Annotated in this window: 18 protein-coding genes, 3 tRNA genes, 3 rRNA genes and 3 pseudogenes; 17 read left to right on the top strand and 10 right to left on the bottom strand. The window is 41.7% G+C overall.

Annotation, left to right across the window (positions count from 1 at the left end):
* Positions 1 to 436 precede the first annotated feature (436 nt).
* From ACU8V8_RS00005 to rrf, 3 genes are all read left to right on the top strand, one after another.
* Positions 437 to 1,972, top strand: a 16S ribosomal RNA gene (locus ACU8V8_RS00005).
* A gap of 293 nt (positions 1,973 to 2,265) precedes the next feature.
* Positions 2,266 to 5,153 (top strand): 23S ribosomal RNA (locus ACU8V8_RS00010).
* Between the two features lie 135 nt (positions 5,154 to 5,288).
* Positions 5,289 to 5,403, top strand: a 5S ribosomal RNA gene (rrf, locus tag ACU8V8_RS00015).
* Together the 16S, 23S and 5S rRNA genes form the textbook arrangement of a ribosomal RNA operon.
* 233 nt (positions 5,404 to 5,636) lie before the next feature.
* On the opposite strand, the gene ACU8V8_RS00020 is transcribed toward rrf, so the two are convergent.
* The 4 genes and pseudogenes from ACU8V8_RS00020 to uvrD form a co-directional block, all read right to left on the bottom strand.
* Complete coding sequence (locus tag ACU8V8_RS00020) at positions 5,637 to 6,485, bottom strand: chemotaxis protein (RefSeq protein WP_446888401.1); 849 nt, start codon at positions 6,483 to 6,485, stop codon at positions 5,637 to 5,639.
* A gap of 58 nt (positions 6,486 to 6,543) precedes the next feature.
* Positions 6,544 to 7,542, bottom strand: a complete 999-nt coding sequence (locus ACU8V8_RS00025; RefSeq protein ID WP_446889554.1) for an ABC transporter substrate-binding protein — start codon at positions 7,540 to 7,542, stop codon at positions 6,544 to 6,546.
* Between the two features lie 87 nt (positions 7,543 to 7,629).
* Positions 7,630 to 9,719 (bottom strand): annotated as a pseudogene (locus tag ACU8V8_RS00030) (GNAT family N-acetyltransferase).
* Positions 9,697 to 11,862 (bottom strand): DNA helicase II, encoded by a 2,166-nt coding sequence (uvrD, locus tag ACU8V8_RS00035; RefSeq protein WP_446889555.1) that lies wholly within the window; start codon positions 11,860 to 11,862, stop codon positions 9,697 to 9,699. The pseudogene ACU8V8_RS00030 and the gene uvrD overlap by 23 nt, the downstream one beginning before the upstream one ends.
* A 309-nt stretch (positions 11,863 to 12,171) precedes the next feature.
* Here uvrD and ACU8V8_RS00040 point away from each other — a divergent pair, with 309 nt between their 5' ends.
* Together ACU8V8_RS00040 and ACU8V8_RS00045 are read left to right on the top strand one after the other, a co-directional pair.
* Positions 12,172 to 12,396 (top strand): hypothetical protein, encoded by a 225-nt coding sequence (locus ACU8V8_RS00040; RefSeq protein WP_446888402.1) that lies wholly within the window; start codon positions 12,172 to 12,174, stop codon positions 12,394 to 12,396.
* Positions 12,397 to 12,512: 116 nt separating this feature from the next.
* Positions 12,513 to 12,881 (top strand): YacL family protein, encoded by a 369-nt coding sequence (locus ACU8V8_RS00045; protein WP_421962202.1) that lies wholly within the window; start codon positions 12,513 to 12,515, stop codon positions 12,879 to 12,881.
* A 35-nt stretch (positions 12,882 to 12,916) separates the two neighbouring features.
* Here ACU8V8_RS00045 and ACU8V8_RS00050 read toward each other — a convergent pair whose 3' ends face one another.
* Positions 12,917 to 13,546: a peroxiredoxin-like family protein gene (locus ACU8V8_RS00050; RefSeq protein WP_446888403.1), complete on the bottom strand. Its 630-nt coding sequence runs from the start codon at positions 13,544 to 13,546 to the stop codon at positions 12,917 to 12,919.
* Between the two features lie 122 nt (positions 13,547 to 13,668).
* Here ACU8V8_RS00050 and ACU8V8_RS00055 point away from each other — a divergent pair, with 122 nt between their 5' ends.
* Positions 13,669 to 14,292 (top strand): dUTP diphosphatase, encoded by a 624-nt coding sequence (locus ACU8V8_RS00055; RefSeq protein WP_446888404.1) that lies wholly within the window; start codon positions 13,669 to 13,671, stop codon positions 14,290 to 14,292.
* Here the strand turns inward: ACU8V8_RS00055 and yrfG are convergent.
* Entirely contained in the window at positions 14,289 to 14,939 is a 651-nt protein-coding gene (yrfG, locus tag ACU8V8_RS00060; protein ID WP_446888405.1) for a GMP/IMP nucleotidase, read from the bottom strand. The genes ACU8V8_RS00055 and yrfG overlap by 4 nt on opposite strands.
* Before the next feature lie 62 nt (positions 14,940 to 15,001).
* Here yrfG and nudE point away from each other — a divergent pair, with 62 nt between their 5' ends.
* The 5 genes and pseudogenes from nudE to ACU8V8_RS00085 all read left to right on the top strand — a co-directional run bounded on the left by nudE (position 15,002) and on the right by ACU8V8_RS00085 (position 16,884).
* On the top strand, positions 15,002 to 15,571 hold the full coding sequence (gene nudE, locus ACU8V8_RS00065) for an ADP compounds hydrolase NudE (RefSeq protein WP_446889556.1): 570 nt from the start codon (positions 15,002 to 15,004) through the stop codon (positions 15,569 to 15,571).
* Positions 15,568 to 16,366, top strand: a pseudogene (gene cysQ / locus ACU8V8_RS00070) (3'(2'),5'-bisphosphate nucleotidase CysQ). Before nudE ends, cysQ begins: the two are co-directional and overlap by 4 nt.
* 140 nt (positions 16,367 to 16,506) lie before the next feature.
* Positions 16,507 to 16,583 (top strand) — tRNA-Met (locus tag ACU8V8_RS00075).
* An 81-nt stretch (positions 16,584 to 16,664) separates the two neighbouring features.
* Positions 16,665 to 16,741 (top strand) — tRNA-Met (locus tag ACU8V8_RS00080).
* A 66-nt stretch (positions 16,742 to 16,807) separates the two neighbouring features.
* Positions 16,808 to 16,884, top strand: a tRNA-Met gene (locus ACU8V8_RS00085).
* 1,299 nt (positions 16,885 to 18,183) lie between these two features.
* On the opposite strand, the gene galE is transcribed toward ACU8V8_RS00085, so the two are convergent.
* Positions 18,184 to 19,197 carry a UDP-glucose 4-epimerase GalE gene (gene galE, locus ACU8V8_RS00090; protein WP_446888406.1) on the bottom strand — a complete coding sequence of 338 codons (1,014 nt, stop codon included), beginning with the start codon at positions 19,195 to 19,197 and terminating at the stop codon, positions 18,184 to 18,186.
* Positions 19,198 to 19,421: 224 nt separating this feature from the next.
* On the opposite strand from galE, the gene ACU8V8_RS00095 reads away from it, so the two are divergent.
* Entirely contained in the window at positions 19,422 to 19,919 is a 498-nt protein-coding gene (locus ACU8V8_RS00095; protein ID WP_446888407.1) for a DUF3016 domain-containing protein, read from the top strand.
* A gap of 41 nt (positions 19,920 to 19,960) precedes the next feature.
* Here the strand turns inward: ACU8V8_RS00095 and ACU8V8_RS00100 are convergent, their stop codons facing one another.
* Positions 19,961 to 20,251, bottom strand: coding sequence for a prephenate dehydrogenase (locus ACU8V8_RS00100; RefSeq protein ID WP_446888408.1), 291 nt, complete (start codon positions 20,249 to 20,251; stop codon positions 19,961 to 19,963).
* Between the two features lie 72 nt (positions 20,252 to 20,323).
* Here ACU8V8_RS00100 and ACU8V8_RS00105 point away from each other — a divergent pair, with 72 nt between their 5' ends.
* On the top strand, positions 20,324 to 20,533 hold the full coding sequence (locus tag ACU8V8_RS00105) for a hypothetical protein (RefSeq protein WP_087534599.1): 210 nt from the start codon (positions 20,324 to 20,326) through the stop codon (positions 20,531 to 20,533).
* Here ACU8V8_RS00105 and epmB read toward each other — a convergent pair.
* A pseudogene (gene epmB, locus ACU8V8_RS00110) lies at positions 20,530 to 21,544 on the bottom strand (EF-P beta-lysylation protein EpmB). The gene ACU8V8_RS00105 and the pseudogene epmB overlap by 4 nt on opposite strands.
* 42 nt (positions 21,545 to 21,586) lie before the next feature.
* On the opposite strand from epmB, the gene efp reads away from it, so the two are divergent.
* Entirely contained in the window at positions 21,587 to 22,153 is a 567-nt protein-coding gene (gene efp / locus ACU8V8_RS00115) for an elongation factor P (protein ID WP_421960556.1), read from the top strand.
* 57 nt (positions 22,154 to 22,210) lie between these two features.
* Positions 22,211 to 23,185 carry an elongation factor P--(R)-beta-lysine ligase gene (gene epmA, locus ACU8V8_RS00120; RefSeq protein ID WP_446888409.1) on the top strand — a complete coding sequence of 325 codons (975 nt, stop codon included), beginning with the start codon at positions 22,211 to 22,213 and terminating at the stop codon, positions 23,183 to 23,185.
* Between the two features lie 69 nt (positions 23,186 to 23,254).
* Here the strand turns inward: epmA and ACU8V8_RS00125 are convergent, their stop codons facing one another.
* Positions 23,255 to 25,348 (bottom strand): TonB-dependent receptor, encoded by a 2,094-nt coding sequence (locus ACU8V8_RS00125; protein ID WP_446888410.1) that lies wholly within the window; start codon positions 25,346 to 25,348, stop codon positions 23,255 to 23,257.
* A 120-nt stretch (positions 25,349 to 25,468) separates the two neighbouring features.
* Here ACU8V8_RS00125 and ACU8V8_RS00130 point away from each other — a divergent pair, with 120 nt between their 5' ends.
* Positions 25,469 to 25,864 (top strand): acyl-CoA thioesterase, encoded by a 396-nt coding sequence (locus ACU8V8_RS00130; protein ID WP_446888411.1) that lies wholly within the window; start codon positions 25,469 to 25,471, stop codon positions 25,862 to 25,864.
* Positions 25,865 to 25,993: 129 nt separating this feature from the next.
* Positions 25,994 to 26,395 (top strand): META domain-containing protein, encoded by a 402-nt coding sequence (locus ACU8V8_RS00135; protein ID WP_254911264.1) that lies wholly within the window; start codon positions 25,994 to 25,996, stop codon positions 26,393 to 26,395.
* Positions 26,396 to 26,402: the final 7 nt, after the last annotated feature.

The following is a 26,402-nucleotide window of genomic DNA, read 5'->3' on the forward strand; positions in this document are numbered from 1 at the left end:
ATCTCCCTATAATGCGACCCCACTGAGACGGCAGAGCAGGCAATGCTTAGCGAGGCAAGCAAGTCACTTAGTGAGTCGAGTGAAACTTGAGTTTAGATTTTTTAAAAAGTTTAAAATTAAGTGTTGACAAAAAAATAGGAAAGCGTAACATGCTCAGCCCTAGCGAGATAAAGCAAAGCGCTTTAATCGCAACGTTCTTTAACAATATAAAGCAATCATCTGTGTGGGCACTCGTACAGATTGAGTTCTAACAGCCGAGCTTAGTTCGCTAAGTAAGGCAAAAAATTTAGAGTCTCAATTGAAACTGAGTGACCAACAGAATAGTTACTTTTAGTAATTATTCAGCACAGTCAATTCAATATCGAAAGATATTAAATAAATTCAGAATTCATTGAGCTGTTCTTCACTCTTTATTGGGTGGGAACAAAAAAACTTTTAATTGAAGAGTTTGATCATGGCTCAGATTGAACGCTGGCGGCAGGCCTAACACATGCAAGTCGAGCGGTAACAGAAAGTAGCTTGCTACTTTGCTGACGAGCGGCGGACGGGTGAGTAATGCTTGGGAACATGCCTTTAGGTGGGGGACAACAGTTGGAAACGACTGCTAATACCGCATGATGTCTACGGACCAAAGGGGGCTTCGGCTCTCGCCTAAAGATTGGCCCAAGTGGGATTAGCTAGTTGGTGAGGTAATGGCTCACCAAGGCAACGATCCCTAGCTGGTTTGAGAGGATGATCAGCCACACTGGAACTGAGACACGGTCCAGACTCCTACGGGAGGCAGCAGTGGGGAATATTGCACAATGGGCGCAAGCCTGATGCAGCCATGCCGCGTGTGTGAAGAAGGCCTTCGGGTTGTAAAGCACTTTCAGTCAGGAGGAAAGGTTAGTAGTTAATACCTGCTAGCTGTGACGTTACTGACAGAAGAAGCACCGGCTAACTCCGTGCCAGCAGCCGCGGTAATACGGAGGGTGCGAGCGTTAATCGGAATTACTGGGCGTAAAGCGTACGCAGGCGGTTTGTTAAGCGAGATGTGAAAGCCCCGGGCTCAACCTGGGAACTGCATTTCGAACTGGCAAACTAGAGTGTGATAGAGGGTGGTAGAATTTCAGGTGTAGCGGTGAAATGCGTAGAGATCTGAAGGAATACCGATGGCGAAGGCAGCCACCTGGGTCAACACTGACGCTCATGTACGAAAGCGTGGGGAGCAAACAGGATTAGATACCCTGGTAGTCCACGCCGTAAACGATGTCTACTAGAAGCTCGGCTCTTCGGAGTTGTTTTTCAAAGCTAACGCATTAAGTAGACCGCCTGGGGAGTACGGCCGCAAGGTTAAAACTCAAATGAATTGACGGGGGCCCGCACAAGCGGTGGAGCATGTGGTTTAATTCGATGCAACGCGAAGAACCTTACCTACACTTGACATACAGAGAACTTACTAGAGATAGTTTGGTGCCTTCGGGAGCTCTGATACAGGTGCTGCATGGCTGTCGTCAGCTCGTGTTGTGAGATGTTGGGTTAAGTCCCGCAACGAGCGCAACCCCTATCCTTAGTTGCTAGCAGGTAATGCTGAGAACTCTAAGGAGACTGCCGGTGATAAACCGGAGGAAGGTGGGGACGACGTCAAGTCATCATGGCCCTTACGTGTAGGGCTACACACGTGCTACAATGGCGCATACAGAGTGCTGCGAACTCGCGAGAGTAAGCGAATCACTTAAAGTGCGTCGTAGTCCGGATTGGAGTCTGCAACTCGACTCCATGAAGTCGGAATCGCTAGTAATCGCGTATCAGAATGACGCGGTGAATACGTTCCCGGGCCTTGTACACACCGCCCGTCACACCATGGGAGTGGGTTGCTCCAGAAGTAGATAGTCTAACCTTAGGGAGGACGTTTACCACGGAGTGATTCATGACTGGGGTGAAGTCGTAACAAGGTAGCCCTAGGGGAACCTGGGGCTGGATCACCTCCTTATACGATTTAGAACTTATTTGTTCGTAGTGTCCACACAGATGATTGTTAGTTAGCTAAGCCACTGGCTTAACTAATTAATATGCTCTTTAAAAATTTGGAAAAGCTGATAATAAAATTCTGATAGATACTCTGTATTTATCAAGAGTTTTCAAAAGTAAAAAAGAATGATAGCAGTATCATTCAGTGCCATTTAATGAACGTTTACGTTTGTTGATTGGTATCTACTTTAGTATTCAATATTAACTTCTGGCGAAGTTAAACTGTCACGAAACAAAGACCCGTTTGGGTTGTATGGTTAAGTGACTAAGCGTACACGGTGGATGCCTTGGCAGTTGGAGGCGATGAAGGACGTATTAACTTGCGATAAGCTTAGTCGAGCTAGTAAAAAGCACTTGAGACTAAGATTTCCGAATGGGGAAACCCACCTGCTTGCAGGTATCGTTAACTGAATACATAGGTTAACGAGGCGAACGCGGAGAACTGAAACATCTAAGTACCCGTAGGAAAAGAAATCAACCGAGATTCCGGAAGTAGCGGCGAGCGAAACCGGAACAGCCCTTAAGCTTATTATGTGTTAATGGAAGGCTCTGGAAAGTGCCACGATACAGGGTGATAGTCCCGTACATGAAAAGACATTTTAAGTGAAATCGAGTAGGTCGGAGCACGTGAAACTTTGACTGAATATAGGTGGACCATCATCTAAGGCTAAATACTCCCAACTGACCGATAGTGAACCAGTACCGTGAGGGAAAGGCGAAAAGAACCCCTGTGAGGGGAGTGAAATAGAACCTGAAACCGTGTACGTACAAGCAGTAGGAGCCCACTTGTTGGGTGACTGCGTACCTTTTGTATAATGGGTCAGCGACTTATATTTTGTAGCGAGGTTAACCGATTAGGGTAGCCGTAGGGAAACCGAGTCTTAACTGGGCGAATAGTTGCAAGGTATAGACCCGAAACCCGGTGATCTAGCCATGAGCAGGTTGAAGGTTGAGTAACATCAACTGGAGGACCGAACCCACTAACGTTGAAAAGTTAGGGGATGACTTGTGGCTTGGAGTGAAAGGCTAATCAAACCGGGAGATAGCTGGTTCTCCCCGAAATCTATTTAGGTAGAGCCTCGGACGAATACTTACGGGGGTAGAGCACTGTTAAGGCTAGGGGGTCATCCCGACTTACCAACCCTTTGCAAACTCCGAATACCGTAAAGTACTATCCGGGAGACACACGGCGGGTGCTAACGTCCGTCGTGAAGAGGGAAACAACCCAGACCGCCAGCTAAGGTCCCAAAGTCATAGTTAAGTGGGAAACGATGTGGAAAGGCCCAGACAGCCAGGAGGTTGGCTTAGAAGCAGCCATCCTTTAAAGAAAGCGTAATAGCTCACTGGTCGAGTCGGTCTGCGCGGAAGATGTAACGGGGCTAAACTATGCACCGAAGCTGCGGATTCAGAATTTATTCTGAGTGGTAGGGGGAGCGTTCTGTAAGCGGTTGAAGGTGTACCGGGAGGTATGCTGGACGTATCAGAAGTGCGAATGCTGACATGAGTAACGATAATGCGGGTGAAAAACCCGCACGCCGGAAGACCAAGGGTTCCTATCCCATGTTAATCAGGGTAGGGTAAGTCGACCCCTAAGGCGAGGCCGAAAGGCGTAGTCGATGGGAAACGGATTAATATTTCCGTACTTGGTATAATTGCGATGGGGGGACGGAGCAGGCTAAGCAAGCATGGCGATGGTTGTCCATGTGAAAGTGAGTAGGTTGGTGACTTAGGAAAATCCGGGTTGCTAAGACTGAGACACGAGACGAGTCACTAAGGTGATGAAGTTGCTGATGCCATACTTCCAGGAAAAGCCTCTAAGCTTCAGATTATACCGAATCGTACCCCAAACCGACACAGGTGGTCAGGTAGAGAATACTAAGGCGCTTGAGAGAACTCGGGTGAAGGAACTAGGCAAAATCGTACCGTAACTTCGGGAGAAGGTACGCTCCTATCTGTGATGAGACTTGCTCTCTAAGCGGACGGGAGCCGCAGTGACCAGGTGGCTGGGACTGTTTATTAAAAACACAGCACTGTGCAAAATCGCAAGATGACGTATACGGTGTGACACCTGCCCGGTGCCGGAAGGTTAATTGATGGGGTTAGTTTTCGGACGAAGCTCTTGATCGAAGCCCCGGTAAACGGCGGCCGTAACTATAACGGTCCTAAGGTAGCGAAATTCCTTGTCGGGTAAGTTCCGACCTGCACGAATGGTGTAACCATGGCCACGCTGTCTCCACCCGAGACTCAGTGAAATTGAAATCGCAGTGAAGATGCTGTGTACCCGCGGCTAGACGGAAAGACCCCGTGAACCTTTACTACAGCTTGGCACTGAACATTGAACCTACATGTGTAGGATAGGTGGGAGACTTTGAAGACGAGACGCTAGTTTTGTTGGAGTCGTCCTTGAAATACCACCCTTGTAGTTTTGATGTTCTAACGTTGGCCCCTGAATCGGGGTTACGGACAGTGCCTGGTGGGTAGTTTGACTGGGGCGGTCTCCTCCCAAAGAGTAACGGAGGAGCACGAAGGTTGGCTAAGTACGGTCGGACATCGTACGGTTAGTGTAATGGTAGAAGCCAGCTTAACTGCGAGACAGACACGTCGAGCAGGTACGAAAGTAGGTCATAGTGATCCGGTGGTTCTGAATGGAAGGGCCATCGCTCAACGGATAAAAGGTACTCCGGGGATAACAGGCTGATACCGCCCAAGAGTTCATATCGACGGCGGTGTTTGGCACCTCGATGTCGGCTCATCACATCCTGGGGCTGAAGTCGGTCCCAAGGGTATGGCTGTTCGCCATTTAAAGTGGTACGCGAGCTGGGTTTAGAACGTCGTGAGACAGTTCGGTCCCTATCTGCCGTGGGCGTTTGAGAATTGAGAGGGGTTGCTCCTAGTACGAGAGGACCGGAGTGAACGAACCGCTGGTGTTCGGGTTGTCATGCCAATGGCATTGCCCGGTAGCTACGTTCGGAACTGATAAGCGCTGAAAGCATCTAAGCGCGAAGCAGGCCTCGAGATGAGTTCTCACTAGACTTTTAAAGTCTCTGAAGGGCCGTTGAAGACTACAACGTTGATAGGCAAGATGTGGAAGCATAGTGATATGTTAAGCTAACTTGTACTAATTACCCGTGAGGCTTAACCATACAACGCCAAACGCGTTTTATGCGACAGTTTAAGCGAAGAAGTTAATAGACTAAAGTAGATTACTGAAGACTAATTTATTATCAGAAATTCCAAATTTTAGTAAGTTTGATTAAATTGAACTTACACCAAATTTGCTTGGTGACAATAGCGTTTTGGACCCACCTGATCCCATGCCGAACTCAGTAGTGAAACGAAACAGCGCCGATGATAGTGTAGCATTTGTTATGTGAAAGTAGGTCATCGCCAGGCTCCAAATAAGAGAAACCCGTTACAGTAATGTAACGGGTTTTTTTGTTGTCTGAAATAAAATGAATTAGCTCGCGAGTTAGCGAGTGTAAAGCGTAGAGCTTAACGTGTTGTGCGCTGTCAAAGTTATTGTAGGAGGAGGCTTCAGCCCCGATTTAAAGCTGATCAAACTCGCACTCTCTATAAGAAAACGCAAACTCGCAACTTAATTTTTGACCTAGATGTTTTGAAAAAAACTAAAACAATCCGTATACTTCTGTTTCTTCGGCCTGATGTTGTACTAGGTGCTCGGGTCTAAATATTGCGCTAGGGTCAATTAGTACGCTGTGTTTTTGTTCAAGTTTAATAAGCCCTCGCATCATATTTTTCGTTTGTGAATCAATTTTAAAACCAATATTAGTAAGTTTATCGAGCGGTTTAACATCTTCTTTTTTGTAATTTATGCTATCTTCTACTTTATCAACAAGTAAACCAATATGAGGATTGATGCCATCTTTAGTGGTGAAAATTATGATTGGTTTATAATCTAGGCTTAGTTGCTCTTTTGCGGACTCAAAAAGCCTCATTAATTGTTTATAACTACCACTACGCTCGATGTTTAGCTGTTTTTGTGCTTTTTCATTATGACCAGACTTGGTGAGCATACTTATTTCATTTGCTTGTTGGCATAAATGTTCATGTGGAGCATTAAAGCGCTCAACAATGGCTTGGAGGTCATCATTTTCTGTTTTAAAACTAAAATACCAATTAGCAAAACTTGATTGTTGAATATCAGTGTTTTGTTCAAATGGTGTTTGATGGATAGTGCTGCTCTCTAAAGATGCAAACCAAGCTTGTTGTTTATTTTGCCAGTCATTAAATACCCCAAGTAATGACTGGTTTGCTTCTTGTGTAGATTTTTTATTAAGAATAATGCCTAAGTCAAAAATAGGGGTGGGTGTTTCCATATAATCTTTGACGCCGATGAAGCTTTTATTGTCGTTTGGGAGGGAGGTTAAGTTATCTTCGAAACGCTCAGTTAAAAGTATATCTAATATTTTTAATGAGATTGTTTTTTCACCCACCCTAAAGTTTATTAACTCCATAGCTTCCTCGCTTACCAAAATAATAACTTAAGGATAGAACATAATAGAAAAACCGCAGTTATTTTAGTGAGAAGAATGAGCGATAAACAACGTGCCCATTTATACTGTTCTTATCTAGGAATAGTGAGTTTAGTTGTTGATCTTCTCTAAAGGTTTTATCTAATTGCGCCATTAAACATGTGTTTTCTAGAGGTTGTGGGCAGTGTTGTGCCGCTAAACTAAAAAATACAGCATTAAGGTAGCCTTCAAAATGTAGCCTGTTAGGCGTTGTTACATTCGCATTTTTCATGTCTTTTAAAAACTCTGTACACCAAACTGATTTGCATTGAAATGGGTTTGGTACAACTTCGGTCACCATCAGATCAGTTGAATACTTTAAGTTTGCGAATAAATCAGGGCTTGATGCAAATGAAATGCTGGTGTAATCAGGCTTATAATTTTGCTCATAGGCCGTGTTTATAAACTCAGATAGCGGTTTATAGGTGCCTACAAGGCAAATTGCGGTTGCCCCACTGTCTTTTAATATTTTCAATGCACTAGTAATTTCATGCGTATTACGCAGAAAGCGTGCGACTTTCACTGGTTTTAAATTATATTTTGATAAATATTTTAACAGGCCTGTTTCTACCACATACCCAAACTCATCAGCTTGAATTAAAAAACCAATTTTAGTGTGTTTTTTATTCTCTACTAGGTGCCTTATTTGCACCTTTGCTTCATCGTAGTAGCTAGCACGGATATTAAATATATTGATAGTTGGATTTGTATGTAGAAACTCTGCACCACTGAAGGGCATTAAATAAGGCGTTTTTAGCTTTTCTAAAATAGGTGTAACAGCATGACTGGTAGGTGTTCCCATTGCTCCAAATAATGCTACAACGTTTTCAACACTAATAAGATGGCGTGTATTTTTTACGGCTCTTTTTGGCTCGTAGCCATCATCAGCAACAAGTAGCTTTATTTGAGCGCCATTGATTCCGCCATTTTTATTTATTTTTTTAAAGTAAACTTCACTGCCTAAGTGAAGTTGTGTGCCAATTTTTTTGCAGGTCCTGATAAGGCGGTAGACATACCTATTTTTATGACAGTTTGATTAGTAGCTTTTACAATAAAGCTGAAGAGAATAAAGAGTAAAAAGGAAAAACTAAGAAGAAATTGTGTGTGTGAGTTTTTCATACCAATTTATTACTGCCTGTTTAAATTGTTGATCTAATATTTTTTTTCCGCTGAGCTTTAATGCTACTTTTACTTCTTGCAACGACCAGTTTTGTAATATTAGTCTAATAAGTAGGTATTTGGTATGCGGATCGCAACTTTTCAGGCTTGAGGGTGATTGCCAGAATATACGCCATAATAATGCTTTTATTGTAAACAGTTGATAGTCTGTTACTAAGATGGAGTCTAGGCGCTTTATTTGAGTTGAAATAGCTTGTTCACTGCTGCACTGTGTTAGAACAGTTTCTACTAATTGATGATCTAATAATTTGAATTGGTCGAGCAGTTGAAGCGCAAAATCTGATTGAAACTGCTGTTGAAGCTGGTTTATTAAATTGTCACTAGCTAAGCTTTTTACGACTAATGCGGCGTGCTCTGCCGTCGCTTTATCTTGTTGAAAGCCTAGTTTAATTAATCTAAAACCATTATTTTGCCAAAACGTTAGTAGTGCTGCGTTTGCCCCAAAACTTGCACCAAAGTAATCACATTTAGATGTTAGCTTATTTTCACAATATTTGAGCAGTTGTGAGCCAATTTTTTTTGGTGTAATGAGGGTGAAACGGCAATACGTACTACACGTGCGCAGGCTTGGTTAAGAATCCTTGAGTCAAAACTAAGCTGTGCAAGTGTTTGCGCCATCAAGTGCCCTTGTGGTCTTCGTTTACCTACTACTATTTGCTGGCTAATATCTTTTGCTAAACCACCTTCAATTGCTACTAAGCAAACTGCGACCACTTTGTTTTGTAATGATGCAATAAATACTCTCTGTGAAGGGGCGTCTAATAGATGGCGTAAGTCATTCACACTGTTTTGATAATGCGCTAACGAAAGTAAGCTGATAATTTGGTTTAGTAAATCTTCATCGTGTGCGAGCTGTCCACGACTTAATTGTGCAAACTCAACTTTGTCGTTGCTTATACTGGCGTGTTGATAGTTAGCATCGAGTGCAAGTAAAGTAGATAGGTGCTTTTCAAGAGGGTCATTGGCAGCAAACCTAATAGGTTGCGTCAATTCAATGCTGCGCATATTTTTATAATGGGTTTGTAGATAGCGCTTAAATTTTAATGTGTAGCCTCGGCCATTGCCTTCATAGCCCACTATGGTACTTGAAAATATGATGCGTGGGTAATGGGCGAGCATGTTTATAAGCAGTGGTACCGGTATAGAGGCAGCTTCATCAACAAATAATACATCACATTCTGGAAGTTCGTTCAGTAACTGATCAGGCGGACTAAAGTGTAAATTTGCCAGCTGTTTATCTGAGGCGTTGTAGCTTAAATTACTTGCTTGTGCGAGGTGTTTAAAACAACTGTGTAAAGCAGTAAATTGTTGAGCACATATCACTATTTTTTTATCTGACAGCTGTGCAGCAGCGAAGCCCAGCGCTGATGACTTTCCGCGACCTCTATCAGCACTTATTAATAATGGGCGGTTTGCTCGGCCATTAGCTGTTTTTACAATTTGCTCAATACACGCTTGTTGCTCAGTAAAATCAATAACTCCTGCTTCGACGGTGTTATTTTGAGTACCTGTGTAGCCATTTAATTGGCTAAAATGCAGAGTGTTACTCTGTGTTAATAATCGTGCTAAGCGTTGATTAAAAAAGCTTGTGGGTTGATTTTGCGCATAGGATTGAAAATAGGTTAAAGCAGGATCGCACCAATTTTTTAAGTTACTCAATTCTGGCAAAAGCAGTACGAATAAACCTCCGGCTTTAACAGTACCGCTTAGTGCTGCGAGTTTATCGGGTAAAATACCACTAAAGCCATCATAGATCGCATGCTCAAACTCTTGACCCAAAATTTGATGAGTGTGATCAGGCCAAAAGCGAGGAGTGAACTCCGTGCTTTTGGATAATACATTGACCTTAGCGCCACCTAGCCCGTGGAGCAGGTGCTGAGCAGCTAAATAGCACCAGTTTTGTTCACCGGTGATCAGTAATAACTGCCTATGTTTGGTATGGGCAAGTTGTGATAATGTTTTGTTTAGTTCAGTATTAAATTGCTTGAAGTCGTGCATATTGGGTTACTAGCCATTTACTGCCTACATCGTCAAAGTTCACTTGCACTCGTGATTGAGCACCAGCACCTTCATAATTTAATACAGTACCTATACCAAATTTTGCATGTACAACGCGTTGGCCTAAATTAAAGCCGCTATCTTCAAATGCTGCATGGCTGACTGATGAGCTAAAGCGCCCTGCTGCAGGTGGGCGAGAGACTTGAGTTTTAATGCGGATTTCTTCAACACAATCTTCAGGCATTTCACGTAAAAAGCGTGACGGGCTGTGGTATTTTTCTTGGCCGTATAAACGGCGGCTTTCGGCATGGCTAATATAAAGCTTTTCCATTGCACGTGTCATGCCTACATAACACAGGCGGCGCTCTTCTTCTAAACGGCCAGATTCTTCATTACTCTGCTGAGAAGGGAACATGCCTTCTTCAACACCCACCATAAATACCAACGGGAACTCTAAACCTTTTGCTGAGTGAAGTGTCATCATTTGCACTGCGTCTTCATGTTCTTCTGCTTGGCCATCACCTGATTCAAGCGAGGTGTAGGCTAAAAAGCCTTGCAGTGGTGAACTAAACTCTTCGTCTTCGGGTAATTCATACTGACCACAGGCGCTAATAAGCTCTTCTAAGTTTTCTACTCGAGCACGGCCTTTTTCACCTTTCTCGGCTTGGTACATGGCCATTAAGCCTGATGTTTGAATTGCGTACTTGGCTTGTTCTTCGAGTGTAAGGTCGCCAATCTTATCTTCTATATGCTCAACCAGCTCAACAAATTTAGTCACAACACTGGCTGCGCGACCAGATAAATGTTGTTGCTCAACAACTGCTTTAGCAGCATACCAAAGAGGCAATGACTCAGCACGAGCGCAATCACGTATGTGACTTAGGGTTTTATCACCAATACCGCGGGCAGGCGTGTTGATGACACGTTCAAATGCAGCATCATCTTGACGGTTACCGACAAGGCGTAAATAAGCCAGTGCATCTTTGATCTCTTGACGTTCGAAGAATCGCATACCGCCATAAATACGGTATTTTAAGCCTTCTTGTAACATGGCTTCTTCAAGTACCCGCGATTGCGCATTACTACGATATAAAATAGCCGCATCTTGTAATGCATTACCCGCATTAAGCCAACTACGTAGTTTACTGCTAACAAAACGTGCTTCATCTAATTCGTTAAACGCGGCATAGATAGAGATTGGCTCACCTTCATTGCCATCAGTCCACAAGCTTTTACCCATACGGTCTGAGTTGTTTTGAATCAACGCATTGGATGCTTTAAGAATAGTGGCTGTTGATCGGTAGTTTTGTTCAAGGCGAATTGTTTCGGCTTCAAAATCAGTTAAGAAACGTTTGATGTTTTCAATTTTTGCACCACGCCAACCATAAATACTTTGATCATCATCACCAACAATCATAATGCTATTGGTATCGCCAGCAAGTAGCTTAAGCCATGCATATTGAATGGTGTTGGTATCTTGGAACTCGTCCACTAACATGTGGGCAAAGCGCTGTTGATAATGGCGCAGTAAGGTTGGGTTATTTTTTAAGACTTCAAAACTACGTAGCAGAATTTCGGCAAAATCAACCAAACCGGCACGATCGCAGGCCTCCTGATAAGCGGTATAAACCTTAAGCATCATTTGCTCATTGATATCATAAGCCTGAATGTCTTTTGGGCGTAGGCCTTCATCTTTTTTCGCGCTGATGTACCAACCAAACTGTTTAGCAGGCCATTTTTTATCATCAATGTTCATCGCTTTTAATAAGCGTTTGATCATTCTTAGTTGGTCGTCGGAATCTAAAATTTGAAATGCTTCAGGTAAATTAGCTTCACGGTGATGTGCGCGTAAAATACGATGCGATAAACCATGGAATGTACCAATCCACATGCCGCCGACTGGTGCGCCGAGTGTTTCTTCAACCCGAGAGCGCATTTCTTTTGCTGCTTTATTGGTAAACGTTACCGCAAAAATACTGTAAGGCGATGCTTGCTCTACTTGCATTAACCACGCAATACGATGAACTAATACTCGAGTTTTACCAGAGCCTGCGCCTGCGAGCACCAGCATATTTTGCAGTGGAGCAGCTACGGCATCACGTTGTTTGTCATTTAAGCCATCGAGTAATTCTGAAACGTCCATCATCACGCCTTTTCAATCAATATTGCAGGCAGTATAACAGGTGTTTTTGTTAGGCTAAATAAAATACTGTTTTTATAAACAGTTAATTTTAAAATGTTCTTTATTTTATTCTCAAGGCTTTTTAGCTAAGCTATTGTTGTAAACAATATTTACTGATAGCCAATTTGACTGATATTTAGTAAAAACCACGATTTAAGAGAAGTCTCTATTTGTCAGTGTTATTTAAGATTTTGATTATTAATGAATTAAAAATTGGCATGAAGTGTGTAAGTATCTAATAAGAAAATTAAATTAATAATTGAGGTTAACATGGCAGAGCAAGGTTCAGGCGGTAATGTAATCGCAGCAATTTGTAATATATTTTTTCCAGGTCTAGGGCAGCTAGTACAAGGGCGAATCTTGGCAGCTCTTGTTTTCGCAATAATTGTTTTTGGCGGTTATGCGCTATGGTTTTTGGTAATCCCTCCTATCATAGGTGCAATATTTCATTTGTGGTCGATCATTGATGCCGCACGTTTTAGAACTTATCGGTAGCAGGTTTAGCGAAAGACAAAAAATAGCGCTTTATAGCGCTGTTTTTGTATCTGGCTTTCGTTATTTGTAACTGACTAGGTTATAATTCTTCGCATAAGTAGTACTGGACTATAATTATGGAATATCAATTTATACGTGACCCTATCAGCGGATTGCGTATTAAAATTAGCAGTGAACACGCAGTGATTGGCCGCTGGTTAAATGAAGAGATCGGCAAAGATAAAATAGCTATGGTGCAAGCTCTAATTGCGTCAGTTGCCAGCAGCTTTGAGCCGCTGACTTTACAAGGCCAAGAAATAGACTTGATCTTAAATAAAGACGAAGCCATTTTTGAAGCCCATGCATTGCACCAAGATTCAGAAGATTTAATCGCTTATCAAGATGATGAACTCATGCTTGAAGAAAACGGGCTTAGCAGCGGCTGTGGCTTTGAAGACTTTGTTGATTTAATTAACTCTTGGCAAGAGTTTACTTCAGGAAGATAAGCGGGGCGGATCTCCCTGCTAATAAATTATGCCGACTATTGCTCTGCGACTGACTTAACTGCTGCCAATAGTAAGTTTTCTGTTAGGCGCACCTTATAGTTTGGGTTAGCGTATTGAAAGTTCACTAGCCCCTTCTTATCAACCACAAATACTGCCGGTACAGGCAGGGCCACCTTTGCTTTGCCATCTAACGACACAAAGTTTACACCTAGTTTATTACGGTAAATAGTAGCTGTTTTATCGTCTAAATAAAATGCAAGGCCAAGCGCTTGACTTAGTGTAAGGCTATCATCAGAAAGTAGCTGATAATTGGGTGAATCTATTTTACTCTCAGCTAATTTTTCTGGGCTGTCGGGTGATACCGCAATAATTTGCGCACCTAAATCAGCGATTTGTTGTTCTATATTTTGAATGCTGGCTAATTGTTTTGAGCAGTACGGGCACCAGCCACCACGGTAAACGATTAGTACGGTTGTTTTTTCAGCGAAACGTTTGCTTAAATCAACATTATTCCCATCTTTATCTTTTAATGTTGTAGCAGGAACCATTAATCCTGGCATCAGTGGGCTGACCTTTTCCGCTTCATTGGCGATGTTGGTTGCCGTTGCTGCAGATACAACAGTGCTAATGAGCATTGAGCAAGCGAGTAAGATAGGTTTTAGCATTTCATTCCCTTATTGATTGTTTAAACGTTCAGTTAGAAGACAGACTAGCAAGATAAACAATTTCATCAAACTTAATTTATCTGTATTATTAACGGCAATTAAAAATAGTAACTGGAAGAGACATGTCTGCCAATTTAAATAAACTAGTGGTGATGCTAGAAATGCAAAACGCTATGAATACCAAAGTCCATAAGCAATGGTTTAGCCAGGGTTTTGAATGGAATCGCGCAATTTGGGTTGAATGTGCAGAGATGCTTGATCATTATGGTTGGAAGTGGTGGAAAAAACAGACTCCAGATACCGAACAAGTAATCCTTGAACTCGTGGATATTTTTCATTTCGGTTTATCGTTGCGCATTGACGGAAAAACGAGTTATCTAGAGTTGGCTAAACAACTAGAAGAGCAGCTAAGTTCGCCTAAAACAGCAGATGACTTTAAACAAACCCTTGAAATTTTAGCAGCGTCAGCTGTTGCTGATAAAGAGTTTAATGCTGAAGCATTCGCTGGGTGTATGGTGCAAATAGGCATGAACATTGACGATTTATACCGTGGTTATGTGGGTAAAAATACGCTTAACTTCTTTCGCCAAGATCATGGCTATAAAGATGGCAGTTATATTAAAGTATGGCATGGTCAAGAAGATAACGAGCACTTAGTTGAAGTAGTAAAAAGCCTTGATACTGAGCAAGCTGATTTTGCTAAGCTAGTATACCAAGGCCTTGAGGCACGTTACCCTAAAGGTTAAGGGTGTACGTTGCTAAAATCGGTGATACTTAAATAGTCGTTGATTTCATTGTGTGGTTGCTTGCTGTCTGGGTTGGCAACCGCTAACAAATGACCAATTCCATACTCTTTTGCAGCGCTTAATACGCTCAGACTGTCATCAATAAATAAGGTGCGCTGTTTATCAAACCCTAAATCAGCTTGCACTTGCTGCCATAAGCTTTGGCTTTCTTTACTCACACCATATTGGTGGGTAGAGACCACACCATCTAAATAGTTATCTATATCTGTTTGTTCAAACTTCAGCATCACACTTTCTGGGTGCGCATTGGTTAGCAATATTAGTTCTTTGTTTGCTTTACGCATGGCAGTTAAAAAAGCAGGTACATCTTCGCGTACTTTAATTAAATGCTGAGTTTGGCGTTTAAGTTCCATAATAGGTAAATTAAGCTGTTGTTGCCAATAGTCTAAACAGTACCACTGAATTTGCCCATGGACAGCTTGATATCGGTTAAGCATATCTGCTTTGGCTTTGGCTAAACTAATATTTTGCGCAATCGCAAGTTGCTCTGGGATAACATTAAGCCAAAAGTGATTATCAAAATGCAGATCAAGTAAAGTACCATCCATATCTAATAGTACTGTATCGATTTTTGACCAATTTAGCATAGGCATTTCTCTATAAAAGATTTATGATTGTAATAAGAAGCCATGATAGCAAATTAATGCCGATGACACAGAAAAAGCACCCAACACCACCGCAAATACTGAGCAATAATATTGTTGCTAAAAGTCGTTTATTTACGGTTGAGTCTTTAGATTTAAAGTTCTCAAATAATGAACAACGCCAATACGAACGGATCCGCGGCGGCGGCCGAGGTGCTGTGATGATAGTGCCACTAACTGTTGATAATGAATTACTGCTTGTACGTGAGTACTGTGCTGGCACAAACGATTATCAACTTGGTTTTCCTAAAGGTTTAATTGATCCTGGTGAAACACCAGAGCAAGCGGCAAACCGTGAACTTAAAGAAGAAGTTGGCTTTGGTGCTGAGTATTTAGAGCCACTCAAAAAGGTGTCTATGGCGCCCAGTTACTTTAACGCCACGATGCATATTCTATTTGCCCAGCAGCTTTATCCACAAACACTGGAAGGCGACGAACCTGAGCCTTTAGTGGTGGTTAAGTGGCCATTAACACAATGGCAGTCATTATTACAACAAGATGACTTTACTGAAGCACGAAGCGTTGCAGCTTTGCTATTATTAATGAAGCGCATTGAATCGGGGAGCTGCGAATGAATAATTTACTTGAGCCATGTATTGAGCTTGCACAAAGTGCAGGTGCAGCAATTATGGCAATTTATAAAAAAAGATGATATTGGCCAGCAACAAAAGTCAGATCATACACCAGTGACAAAGGCAGATTTAGCCGCAAATGATGTATTGGTGGCTGGGTTAAAAGCACTTGCCCCTGATATACCTATTATGTCTGAAGAAACACCGATACCAGCGCTTGCAGATAGACAAGATTGGCAGCGTTACTGGCTACTTGATCCAATGGACGGTACTGGCGAGTTTATTCTTGAAAGTGGGGACTTCGCCGTGAATATTGCCCTAGTAGAAAATAATCGCCCAGTATTGGGTGTTATTTATTGGCCAGCCAAAGGGATTACTTACTTTGCCAGTTATCAGAACGGCGCATTTAAGCGCAGCAATGGCATTGATGAAAAGATTAATGTTGCTACCCCAGATAGCCTTACGTTAGCCGTTAGTCGTCGCCAGAAGATAGAGGCGGTGAGTCAGTATTTAAATACGCAGTTTACTACGGTTGCTGTGGGTTCTTGTTCTTTAAAAGCATGTATTGTTGCTGAAGGTAAAGCCGATTGCTTTTTACGTATTGGCCCAACTGGTGAGTGGGATACCGGTGCTTCACAAATTATTGTTGAAGAAGCGGGAGGATGTATTACAGATGCTGAATTTAACCCGCTCACGTATAATCAGCGAGAGAGTACAGAAAACCCAGACTTTATCGTGATGGGGCACCCAGATTGGGAGTTCCAGAAAATGATAAGTCCGCACCAAAGAGCGCTTTAACCAGCACTTTGCCTGCTTTTTGTTCGGTTGAACAGCTTTAAGTAGTTTAGGCCTTGCATTCTAATTTTATTCCTATATTATAGCGCTCTCTTCGAAACAGGCTCGCAAATAACACGAAACTGTTAAGAGGAAATTACAGGCGCGGGATGGAGCAGCCTGGTAGCTCGTCGGGCTCATAACCCGAAGGTCGTCGGTTCAAATCCGGCTCCCGCAACCAATTTACTTAAATGATTTGGTTACTGTTAAACTCTAACTTAAGAGATTAAATTAAGTAGTCGATAGACTTAAAATATACAGGCGCGGGATGGAGCAGCCTGGTAGCTCGTCGGGCTCATAACCCGAAGGTCGTCGGTTCAAATCCGGCTCCCGCAACCAATTCTTTAAAGAATCGGAAGCCAAGTTGTCATGTATAGCAACTATAAATAAATCTGCAATTTCAGGCGCGGGATGGAGCAGCCTGGTAGCTCGTCGGGCTCATAACCCGAAGGTCGTCGGTTCAAATCCGGCTCCCGCAACCAACTGAAATAACAATGTAGAATATTAAACAGACACGCCTAAAGCGTGTTTTTTTATGTCTGAAATTCAGTGAATATCTTGTTGATGCTGCTCATAACCCGAAGGTCGTCGGTTCGCTCTTCATAAACTCTGGCTCCCGCAACCAACTGAAATAAAATGTAATAATGAATCGACACTCTATATGAGTGTTTTTTTATGCCTGAAATTCAGTGAATATCTTGATGATGCTGCTCATAACCCGAAGGTCGTCGTCACTGCGTGAGGCGCTCACTCTTATAAACTCTGGCTCCCGCAACCACTGAAATAACAAGTTCTATTAAATCGACATGCCTAAAGCATATTTTTTGTTTGCCTAACGAAGCTGGCAAACCTGATAGGCGAAAGGTTCTTTATCATCTGACTAAAAGGAAGATAATTTGAATGGAAAATTCGTCACTGGGCAATTGTGGGATCTTAAGGAAGTGGTAGGAAGTTAGAGGCACACAGCTGCAACTAATCGTAACCTGTTTAGGCAATATTTGTGAGTCAGTGTGCAAAATAGCGCAACACCTTATATTTAGTCAGGCTAGGGTCTGTTGACCTTTCAGGATTAAAATTTGTTCAACCTAGGTGTGATTTAATCGCGGCGCGAGATTTGTAACCTAGTGGGCTAAGTAAAAATCGAGCAAAGCTACCGCGTCCTGCTCACGCCCCTTACCTACATCCATGTAGGCAACAAAGAGTTAATCGCACCTAGGAAGAACCCGAAGGGCAGCGCGCGTTTGGCATTTATGCTGCGTTATCGGCTATTTATGGGGAATAACCACACTACGTAGGCTCTGCCTTGCCTAAAAACCAAACGCACTGCTGCAAAATTAACCTCGAAAGATAAACAGACCCTAATACTGTGTTTCAGGGGGTGATTTCTAACAGAGAGCCAGTTTTCGTTTTCTTACCTGGGGAGCCAAGGGTTATATCTAGTTAAATGACTGAACGTATCGTCCAGGAATGACCCAAGAATGTTGCGAGTGTGAGGTGTGGCAGATAACTTACGCTTGTGAATGCTCGCTTTACCAGTCTGCTCGAACACATTAAAAATCCACTCAAAATGGATATGTTTCTGAAATGTAGATAAAGAGTCAGAAGCGGCGAATGTGTCAGTATCAAGTAATCAATGACTAAGCAAGAAAATACCCTCCTAATCAAAAAGATGAAAGGGCATTGTGACGAAGCCAAAAGATAGGTCAACCGATCAAAAAATAAAACACCGTAACTGATCGGTGTTAGCTTAATAGCGGTTTTATAAGTTTAAGTTGATACTTTTATTTATAACCGTTGGGGTTATTGCTTTGCCAGCGCCAAGTATCTTGCATCATAATGTCTATGCCTCGTTCTGCTTGCCATTCTAGCTCTAGTGAAGCTTTCTCAGGGGCTGCGTAGCAGGCGGCAATATCACCTGGTCTACGTGGTGATACTTGGTAGGGGATTTCCTTACCGCAGGCTTTACTAAAAGCATTGAGCATTTGAAGTACTGAGTAGCCATTACCTGTGCCAAGGTTATAAACATGTGCGCCTGTATCTTGATTGATCTTATTAAGTGCTTTTAAATGCCCTAAAGCGAGGTCTACAACATGAATATAATCACGGACACCAGTGCCATCAATAGTGTCGTAGTCATCACCGAATACACCTAACTGCTTTAGCTTACCAACTGCAACTTGCGAAATATAAGGAAGCAGATTGTTTGGGATGCCATTAGGGTCTTCACCAATAAGTCCTGACTCATGTGCTCCAACGGGGTTAAAGTAGCGTAAAATCGCGAATGCAAAGCGTTCATCAGATTTAGCGATATCTTGTAGCATCATTTCAACCATCAGCTTTGATGTGCCGTAAGGGTTAGTGGTACCACCCACTGGGAAGTCTTCGCGAATAGGTAAACTTGCCGGGTCGCCATAAACGGTCGCGGATGAACTAAATACTAGCTTAAATACACCTGCATCTCGCATTGCATCAACCAGTGTTAGTGTACCTTGTACATTATTTTGGTAGTACTCAATCGGCTTTACAATTGATTCCCCGACAGCTTTAAGCCCCGCAAAATGAATGACACTGTCTATTGTATGTTTGGCAAAAATATCCGCTAGGAAGCTTTTATCTAGAATGTCGCCTTGATAAAAATGTGCTGATTTTCCAGTGATCTTTTTCACGCGTTCAAGTGACTCAACACTAGAGTTACTCAAGTTATCAATGATAACAACGTCGTTATTTTGCGTTAATAACTCAACTACTGTGTGCGAGCCTATATATCCTGCACCACCTGTTACTAAAATTGTCATGAAATCTCCATATATAAGGTGAATTAAGCTAATTTCACCATAGATTACCTGTTATTACATGTTTTAAATTTATTATTTTTTATTATCGGCGTTATTGACTGTATTTTTGATTACATATTTTATATAAATGATAACAATGATCGATAAAAGGATTAAGCTATAGTTAAGTTGTAGCTGCTATTATTTTATTTAAAGTTACCCCGAGTGTTATTGGAGAATAAAATATGAATACATTAAAAAAAATTGCTGTGGCAATGGTTATTCTAGTTCCTGCCTTTGCACATGCTGGGGAAGCTGCTGTTAAGTGGCATGATTTTAATGATTACCGAGACGTTCGTCCTTCGAATGATACAAAAGGTTCTTATCATAAACGTATTGCGTCAAACTTTGAAAAGCACTTCAATAAGTTAGCTGAAAAGTTACCTGAAGGGTATAAGTTTAATGTAGAAGTAACAGAGCTTGATTTGGCAGGTGATGTTCGTTTTGGTGGTATGAATGAGCTCAGAATTATTAAGCCAATATATTTTCCCCGTATTGAATTTAACTATTCTGTGACGGATAAAGACGGTCAAACTATAAGTGAAAATGAACAAGTCTCATTAAAAGATATGGGCTTTATGGATCGAATTAAGATGGGCCGTGATGAAGCGTTTTATTATGATAAACGCTTGATTACAGACTGGTTCGATAAAGAGCTAATGCCTATAGTAACCCCGCAATAATGTTCTTAAAGCGCTGACTTAGTTAAGTGAGCGCCTTTACATTACTTGAATGTTGCTAATAACTGTAAGAGTTGTTGTAGTTTAAGTACTGTTGATTTTAGCTTTTCTTCATTTAAACCTTCAGAGCTTAAACTTTCTACATCTGCAGCGACGTCTAATACGTAAGGTTTAAACCTTTTTGCTTCAAAGTTAAATCCAGCATCTGCTGGGAAGAGTGCTTTGAATTTTCCATGACCTTGTTGTTGAAGATCATCTAACTTTTTATCAGCATCAAGTGCTTGACGGTAAACAACTTTTAAGTTGGCGTTGAGTTGCTCGATAATTGAATCCATTTTTTTCCTAAAGCTTTAGACTGCAATGCCGATATAGTACGTGGATTGTAATTAAAAGTCAGGTATTGAACTATGAATATATCAGGTGGAAACTTACCAGCCATGAGTGGCGCAGGTGAAAGTGCAGAAGTGTATAGTGCAGCGCTTGCCAAAAAGCAACAGAAAGCGGATGGTGCAGCTGCTCTAGCACTAATTGAAGGTGCTGCTTCGTCTAGCGTTGCACAAACCCCCGCTAAATCTGTTACGGCTACGCTAGGCAATAACGTAAACGTTTACGTTTAAATCAATTTGAGATCTATGGGGGTTTTGCTTTGCTGACCACCAATTTCTCGAACGAGCTTAGGAACTAAAAATCCTGGCAATGCAATAAGCATATCTGCCATTATTTTACGTGCTTGTTGCTCTGCAATATCAAAATGACTAGCGCCAGCTACTTTATCTAATAGATAAAGATAGTAAGGCAATATGTCTGCATCAAATAATGCTTCACTCAACGCAATTTGTGCAGAGCTTGAATCGTTCACATCTTTTAAGATTACAGCTTGATTTAATAATGTTACACCTGCTTTTTTTAATTGCTGCATAGCGCTTTTAAAATCATCATCTATCTCATTGGCATGATTTATATGATTGATAAATATAATTTTTAAAGGTGACTTCGCTAAACGAACGCAAAGCTGCTCTGTTATTCTTGTGGGTATGACGACTGGTAAGCGACTATGAATACGCATGCGTTTAATTTGCGGTAATTGTTCTAGTTCATCCATAAACCAACTAATTGCATCATCTTTGGCCATCAGCGGATCGCCGCCACTGAGAATAACCTCGTTGATATTATCGTCTGATCGTATATATTCAAGTGCATCAAGTAAGCTGCGTTTGTTTAACTGATTCTCTTGATAAGGAAAGTGGCGGCGAAAGCAATACCTGCAATTTACCGCACAACCCGTCTTAAACATAACCAGAACTCTAGACTTATATTTATGGAGTAAGCCTGTTTGTGTATTGTCTTGCTCTTCTAGCGGATCGTTACTAAAACCGGTTTTTTTCAATAAACTCTTGATGACGAGGCATGACTTGCAGCAAAAGTGGGTCGTTAATATCACCATAGCGCATTTTTTTTATAAAAGGGACAGGTACGCGCACAGGGAATAAACTGCGAGCTTTTATGTCCTTTTCATGTACTTGGCTCGATAGCCCAACCATTTCTAGCAAGGTTTTTGGGCAAGTAACTACATTAGCTAATTCTTTTTGCCAGTTTTTATGCAAATTTGCTTCATTTCTTTGTATCATTGGTAAGTAGATTACTCGAAAAATTATTAGACAGAGGAAACGATGGCGAATTATAGCACTAATGAGTTCAAGGGCGGCCTAAAAATTATGATGGACGGCGAACCTTGCAGTATTTTAGAAAATGAAATGGTTAAACCTGGCAAAGGCCAAGCATTTAACCGCGTTCGTATCCGTAAGCTTATCTCTGGCAAAGTGCTTGAAAAAACATTTAAGTCAGGTGAGTCTGTTGAAGGCGCTGATGTAATGGATACCGATCTTGCTTATCTTTATACCGATGGTGAGTTTTGGCATTTCATGAACAACGAAACGTTTGAGCAAATTGCTGCGGATGAAAAAGCGCTAGGCGATACAGTTAAATGGCTCGTTGAAAATGATGTTTGTACTATTACATTATGGAACGGCAGCCCAATCGCTGTAACACCGCCTAACTTTGTTGAGCTTGAGATAACAGAAACAGATCCAGGTCTAAAAGGTGACACTGCGGGTACAGGTGGTAAGCCAGCAACATTAAGCACCGGCGCTGTAGTACGTGTTCCTTTGTTTGTACAAATTGGCGAAGTGATTAAAGTAGACACTCGTAGCGGTGAATACGTAGGCCGTGTTAAGTAAGCACAACACTGTTTAATAGAATCCCGGCTTAAGGCTGGGATTTTTTTTGGAGAAAATATGTCAGCAGATCTTTGGGAGCCAAGTGCGCAGGTTGCAACCTTGCAGCAACGTGCCGGAATTTTACGGGCCATTCGCGAGTTTTTTTATCAACGTAATGTAATGGAAGTTGAAACTCCTAGCCTAAGTGCAGCAAGTGTAACGGATATCCACCTAGCTAGCTTTAAAACTCATTTTGTTGGCCCAGGTCATGCTGCAGGGCTCGATTTATATCTACAAACATCGCCTGAGTTTGCGATGAAACGGCTGCTAGCGGCAGGCAGTGGTGCCATTTATCAAATCTGTAAAGCATTTAGAAATGAGGAGGCAGGAAAGCATCATAACCCTGAGTTTACTATGTTGGAATGGTACCGCCCAGGCTTTGATGAGTTTGCATTAATGGATGAAATAGATGAGTTGATGCAGTTAGTTCTCGATGTGCAACCCGCTGAACGCTTAACCTATCAAGGTGCATTTGAGCACGTACTAGGTCTTGATCCTTTGACAGCCACTTTGGAGCAGTTACAACAACTTGCTATTAAACATGGTTTTGCTGATATTGCTGCAGATGAGTCTCACCGTGATACATTATTACAATTGCTATTCTGCATGAAAGTTGAGCCGGTGATAGGCCAAGATAGGCCTTGTTTTATTTACCATTTCCCGGCCTCTCAAGCAGCTCTAGCAAGTATTTGTAGTCATGATGAGCGCGTCGCTGGGCGATTTGAGCTTTATTATCAACACATGGAGCTGGCAAACGGCTTTAATGAGCTTACAGACGCTCAGGAGCAAGTGAAAAGGTTTAAGGATGATAATGCCTACCGTAAACACAATAACCTAAACGAGGTACCCATAGACTTGCGATTAATTAACGCGTTAGAGCATGGTTTGCCACAATGTGCAGGTGTAGCACTTGGTATTGATAGGTTAGTGATGTTAGCAACCAAAAAACATACGATAAAAGAAGTGATCGCGTTTGATGTAGGTAGGGCTTAATTGAAGAGCTAGGTACTAGGTAACTAGATGCTAGGAAATCCTAGTACCTAATAACCTAGCACCTATTAATTACAATTCGTATATGAACGTAACACCTGCAACCATTGGCTCACCAAATTGGGTGTAGGTATGTGTTTGCCAGCCGTCAGTTGGATCATTACCAAATTCGAAACCACGAGTTGGCACTTCTTCATCAAACACGTTACGTGCCCAGGCACGAATTGACCACATATCCGCCTCGTATCCTGCAGTGAAATTAACTAAGTTAACACTGGGGGCTTGCGAGTTATGACTATCAGAGAAGTAGTAATCATCTTTACCTTCAACACCTATAGTCGCAAATAACTCATTGGTAAAGTTATAACGCGCAGTAAATGCATATTGATATTTAGGTGATTGTGCTTGCTCGCGGCCATCTTGGTCTATAGGAGGAGAGTAGAGGCTTGTTCTAGCAACATAGTCATTAATCCTTGTATCTAAATAACCAGCACTACCAGTAATTAATAAGTCATCAGTTAACTGATAACTGCCTTCAATTTCAAGGCCGTAATTTTCACCTGAACCTGCATTATCAAAATACCCAGTAAAGTTTTGATCTTCTATCAGCCATGACTTTAATTGCATGTCTTCACGGTACATATAAAATGCCGCCAAACGGAGTACAAATTTGTCGTCGAGTGAACTCCCTTTAACGCCAAACTCCCCATTCCATAAATACTCAGGTTCAAAAGTTGTATGTTGCTCAAAGAAGTCTGCACCAAGACCAAAATTTTGTGCTTTGGCTAGAGCTGCAGAATTAATACCCCCTGCTTTGTAACCGCGAGTTAAACTAGTGTAAATCATGGTGCGGTCAATTACTTGGTACTCAAGTGCTATTTTTCCACCGACCATAATATCGTCGGTATCAACAATAAACCCGTTACTATCGGTGTAATCCCCTAAATACTGTTCAACACGTAGCCCGGTGATTAAAGTAGTCTTGTTGCCAATTGGAGTGGCTAATTGACCATATATAGCAGTGTTTGTCGTTTTATAAGTAGATGTTAATGGTGTGGAGTGTTGGCGCTCTAAATCAACATCTCGGCCTTGATAATAAAGCCCTGCTACCCAGTTACCGCCTTTGCCATTAAATTGCAGCTCAGCGGCTTGGTCTTGACGATCTCTAAAATAAACGTCGGTTGAACTATAACCCTCAGGGTGAAGGCCTGCAGCGCAAAGTTCAGGTTTGTTTATATCATTACATACCCAATCTTCATCAAAGCTATACACTAAATCACTATCAATACCGGAAAGGTTTAAGCTAACATCAAATAAATCAAAGCCAGTGTAAATATTGGCAAGGCCTACAGCAATACTTTCTTGATTATCTTGGCCTGGCTCATCAGCTACGCTATTACGGCTGTTATCGAGGGTAAATGCATCATAGCCGTTATTTATATCGATATAATGTACGCTTAGCTCTGAGCGTAAATGATCTGTAAGTTGGCTATGCAGTTTAAAGCGGCCAACCATTTCATCTTGTTGCTGTGTTGGTCTATCTAGGTATAAGTTATCTTGATAACCGTCAGATTCACGTTGATAAATGCTACCACGTATAGCGGTGCTATCAGTGATACCGATACCTGCGGCAACACCTGCTTCATAACTGTTGTAGTTGCCGGCGCCGAGCTGCACTTTTACACTCGGATCAAAAGTAGGGTCGGCTGATTCCATTTGAATCATACCTGCCATACCATCGGCACCAAAACGCGTCCCCTGCGGGCCACGGTAAATTTCAATTTGGTCTACGTCGAATAGCAGCGAACTAGCGCCAAGGCCTGAATAATTGATACCGTCAATAACTAAGCCAACAGATGGGTTGATAGGATCAACGAACTGAGAGCGCATACCCACTCCACGAATTTGAATATAACGTCCGCGAGATGCACCTGCCGAAAAATTCACATTGGCGGCACTAGCAAGCATTTCATCTAAAAATGTTGCACCACGTTCATTAATTTCGTGCTTACTAAATAAACTTGCACTGGCGCTGAGGGTTTGAATGCTTTCTTTTTGGAAATCCCCAGTAACGAGTATTTTTTCAAGATCAGTATCTTCAGCAAGCGCTGAAGCGCTAACAAGAGGAAGTAGCGCGGCAGTAATTAAAGACAGACGTAGTTTCATTCGGTTTCTTAACTCCATTTCAGGGACGTGCATGATAACAACTATTCTCATTAAAGTCGTGATACCAGCTGTATAAATATGCTATAAACGCGCACAGTATACATAATTAGGAATATTAATATGACCTTTAAAGTTGACTTTAAAGTACGTGATTATGAATGTGACCTACAAGGTATTGTAAATAACAGTGTTTATTTTAATTACCTAGAACATGCACGGCATGAGTTTTTACATGCCAATGGTATTGATTTTGCTAAGCTTGCTCGAGATAAAATAAACCTTGTAGTCATGCGCAGTGAAATGGATTACAAACAATCACTAAAACCCGCAGATGAGTTTTATGTCACCGTGGAGCCTGAGCGTATAAGCCGATTAAAGTTTGGTTTTCGTCAAACGGTGATACGTAAACATGATGAAAAAGTAATGCTTAAAGCGTTGGTAATAGGTACTTCTGTTAATGAACAAGGTCGCCCTTTTTTACCAGAGGAAATTGATAATTTATTTCAAACCTCATAAATACGCTTTGATGTTGAAGTTTTATTACTATCTTAGAACAATTTTTTACATTAAAAACATGCATTATTAACGGTATCTGTGGTTAATTATTGCTATTATATTACGATTGAGTTTTAGGTTAGTAATTACATGAAATTAGCAGCAATACCGATGCTTATTATCGGTTTTTGTATTGGCTGCTCATCGACAGGGACAGTCACCAGTGAGCAATTAAAATACACTAAGTGGCAACTATCACGAGTAGATGGTTTAGCAATTCCTGCGTCTTATAGCGCATCGCTAAGCTTTATTGAAGCATTGCAAGTTAATGGTTTTGCTGGTTGTAATAAGTTTTTTGGTGAAGGTGATTTAACTAATAATCAGTTAAGCATTAATAAACTTGGCATGACTAGAAAGTCATGTGGCGAGCAACTAGATCAATTTGAGCAACAGTTATTAGACTCACTGAAGCAAGGTGCTCAAATTCAGTTGCAGTCGCAACAGCTGATTTTAAATGGCGAGCAAACATTTGCATTTATTCCTGCAAGCTAACCCCTTG

It is taken from the genome of Pseudoalteromonas sp. SaAl2 (assembly GCF_052947895.1).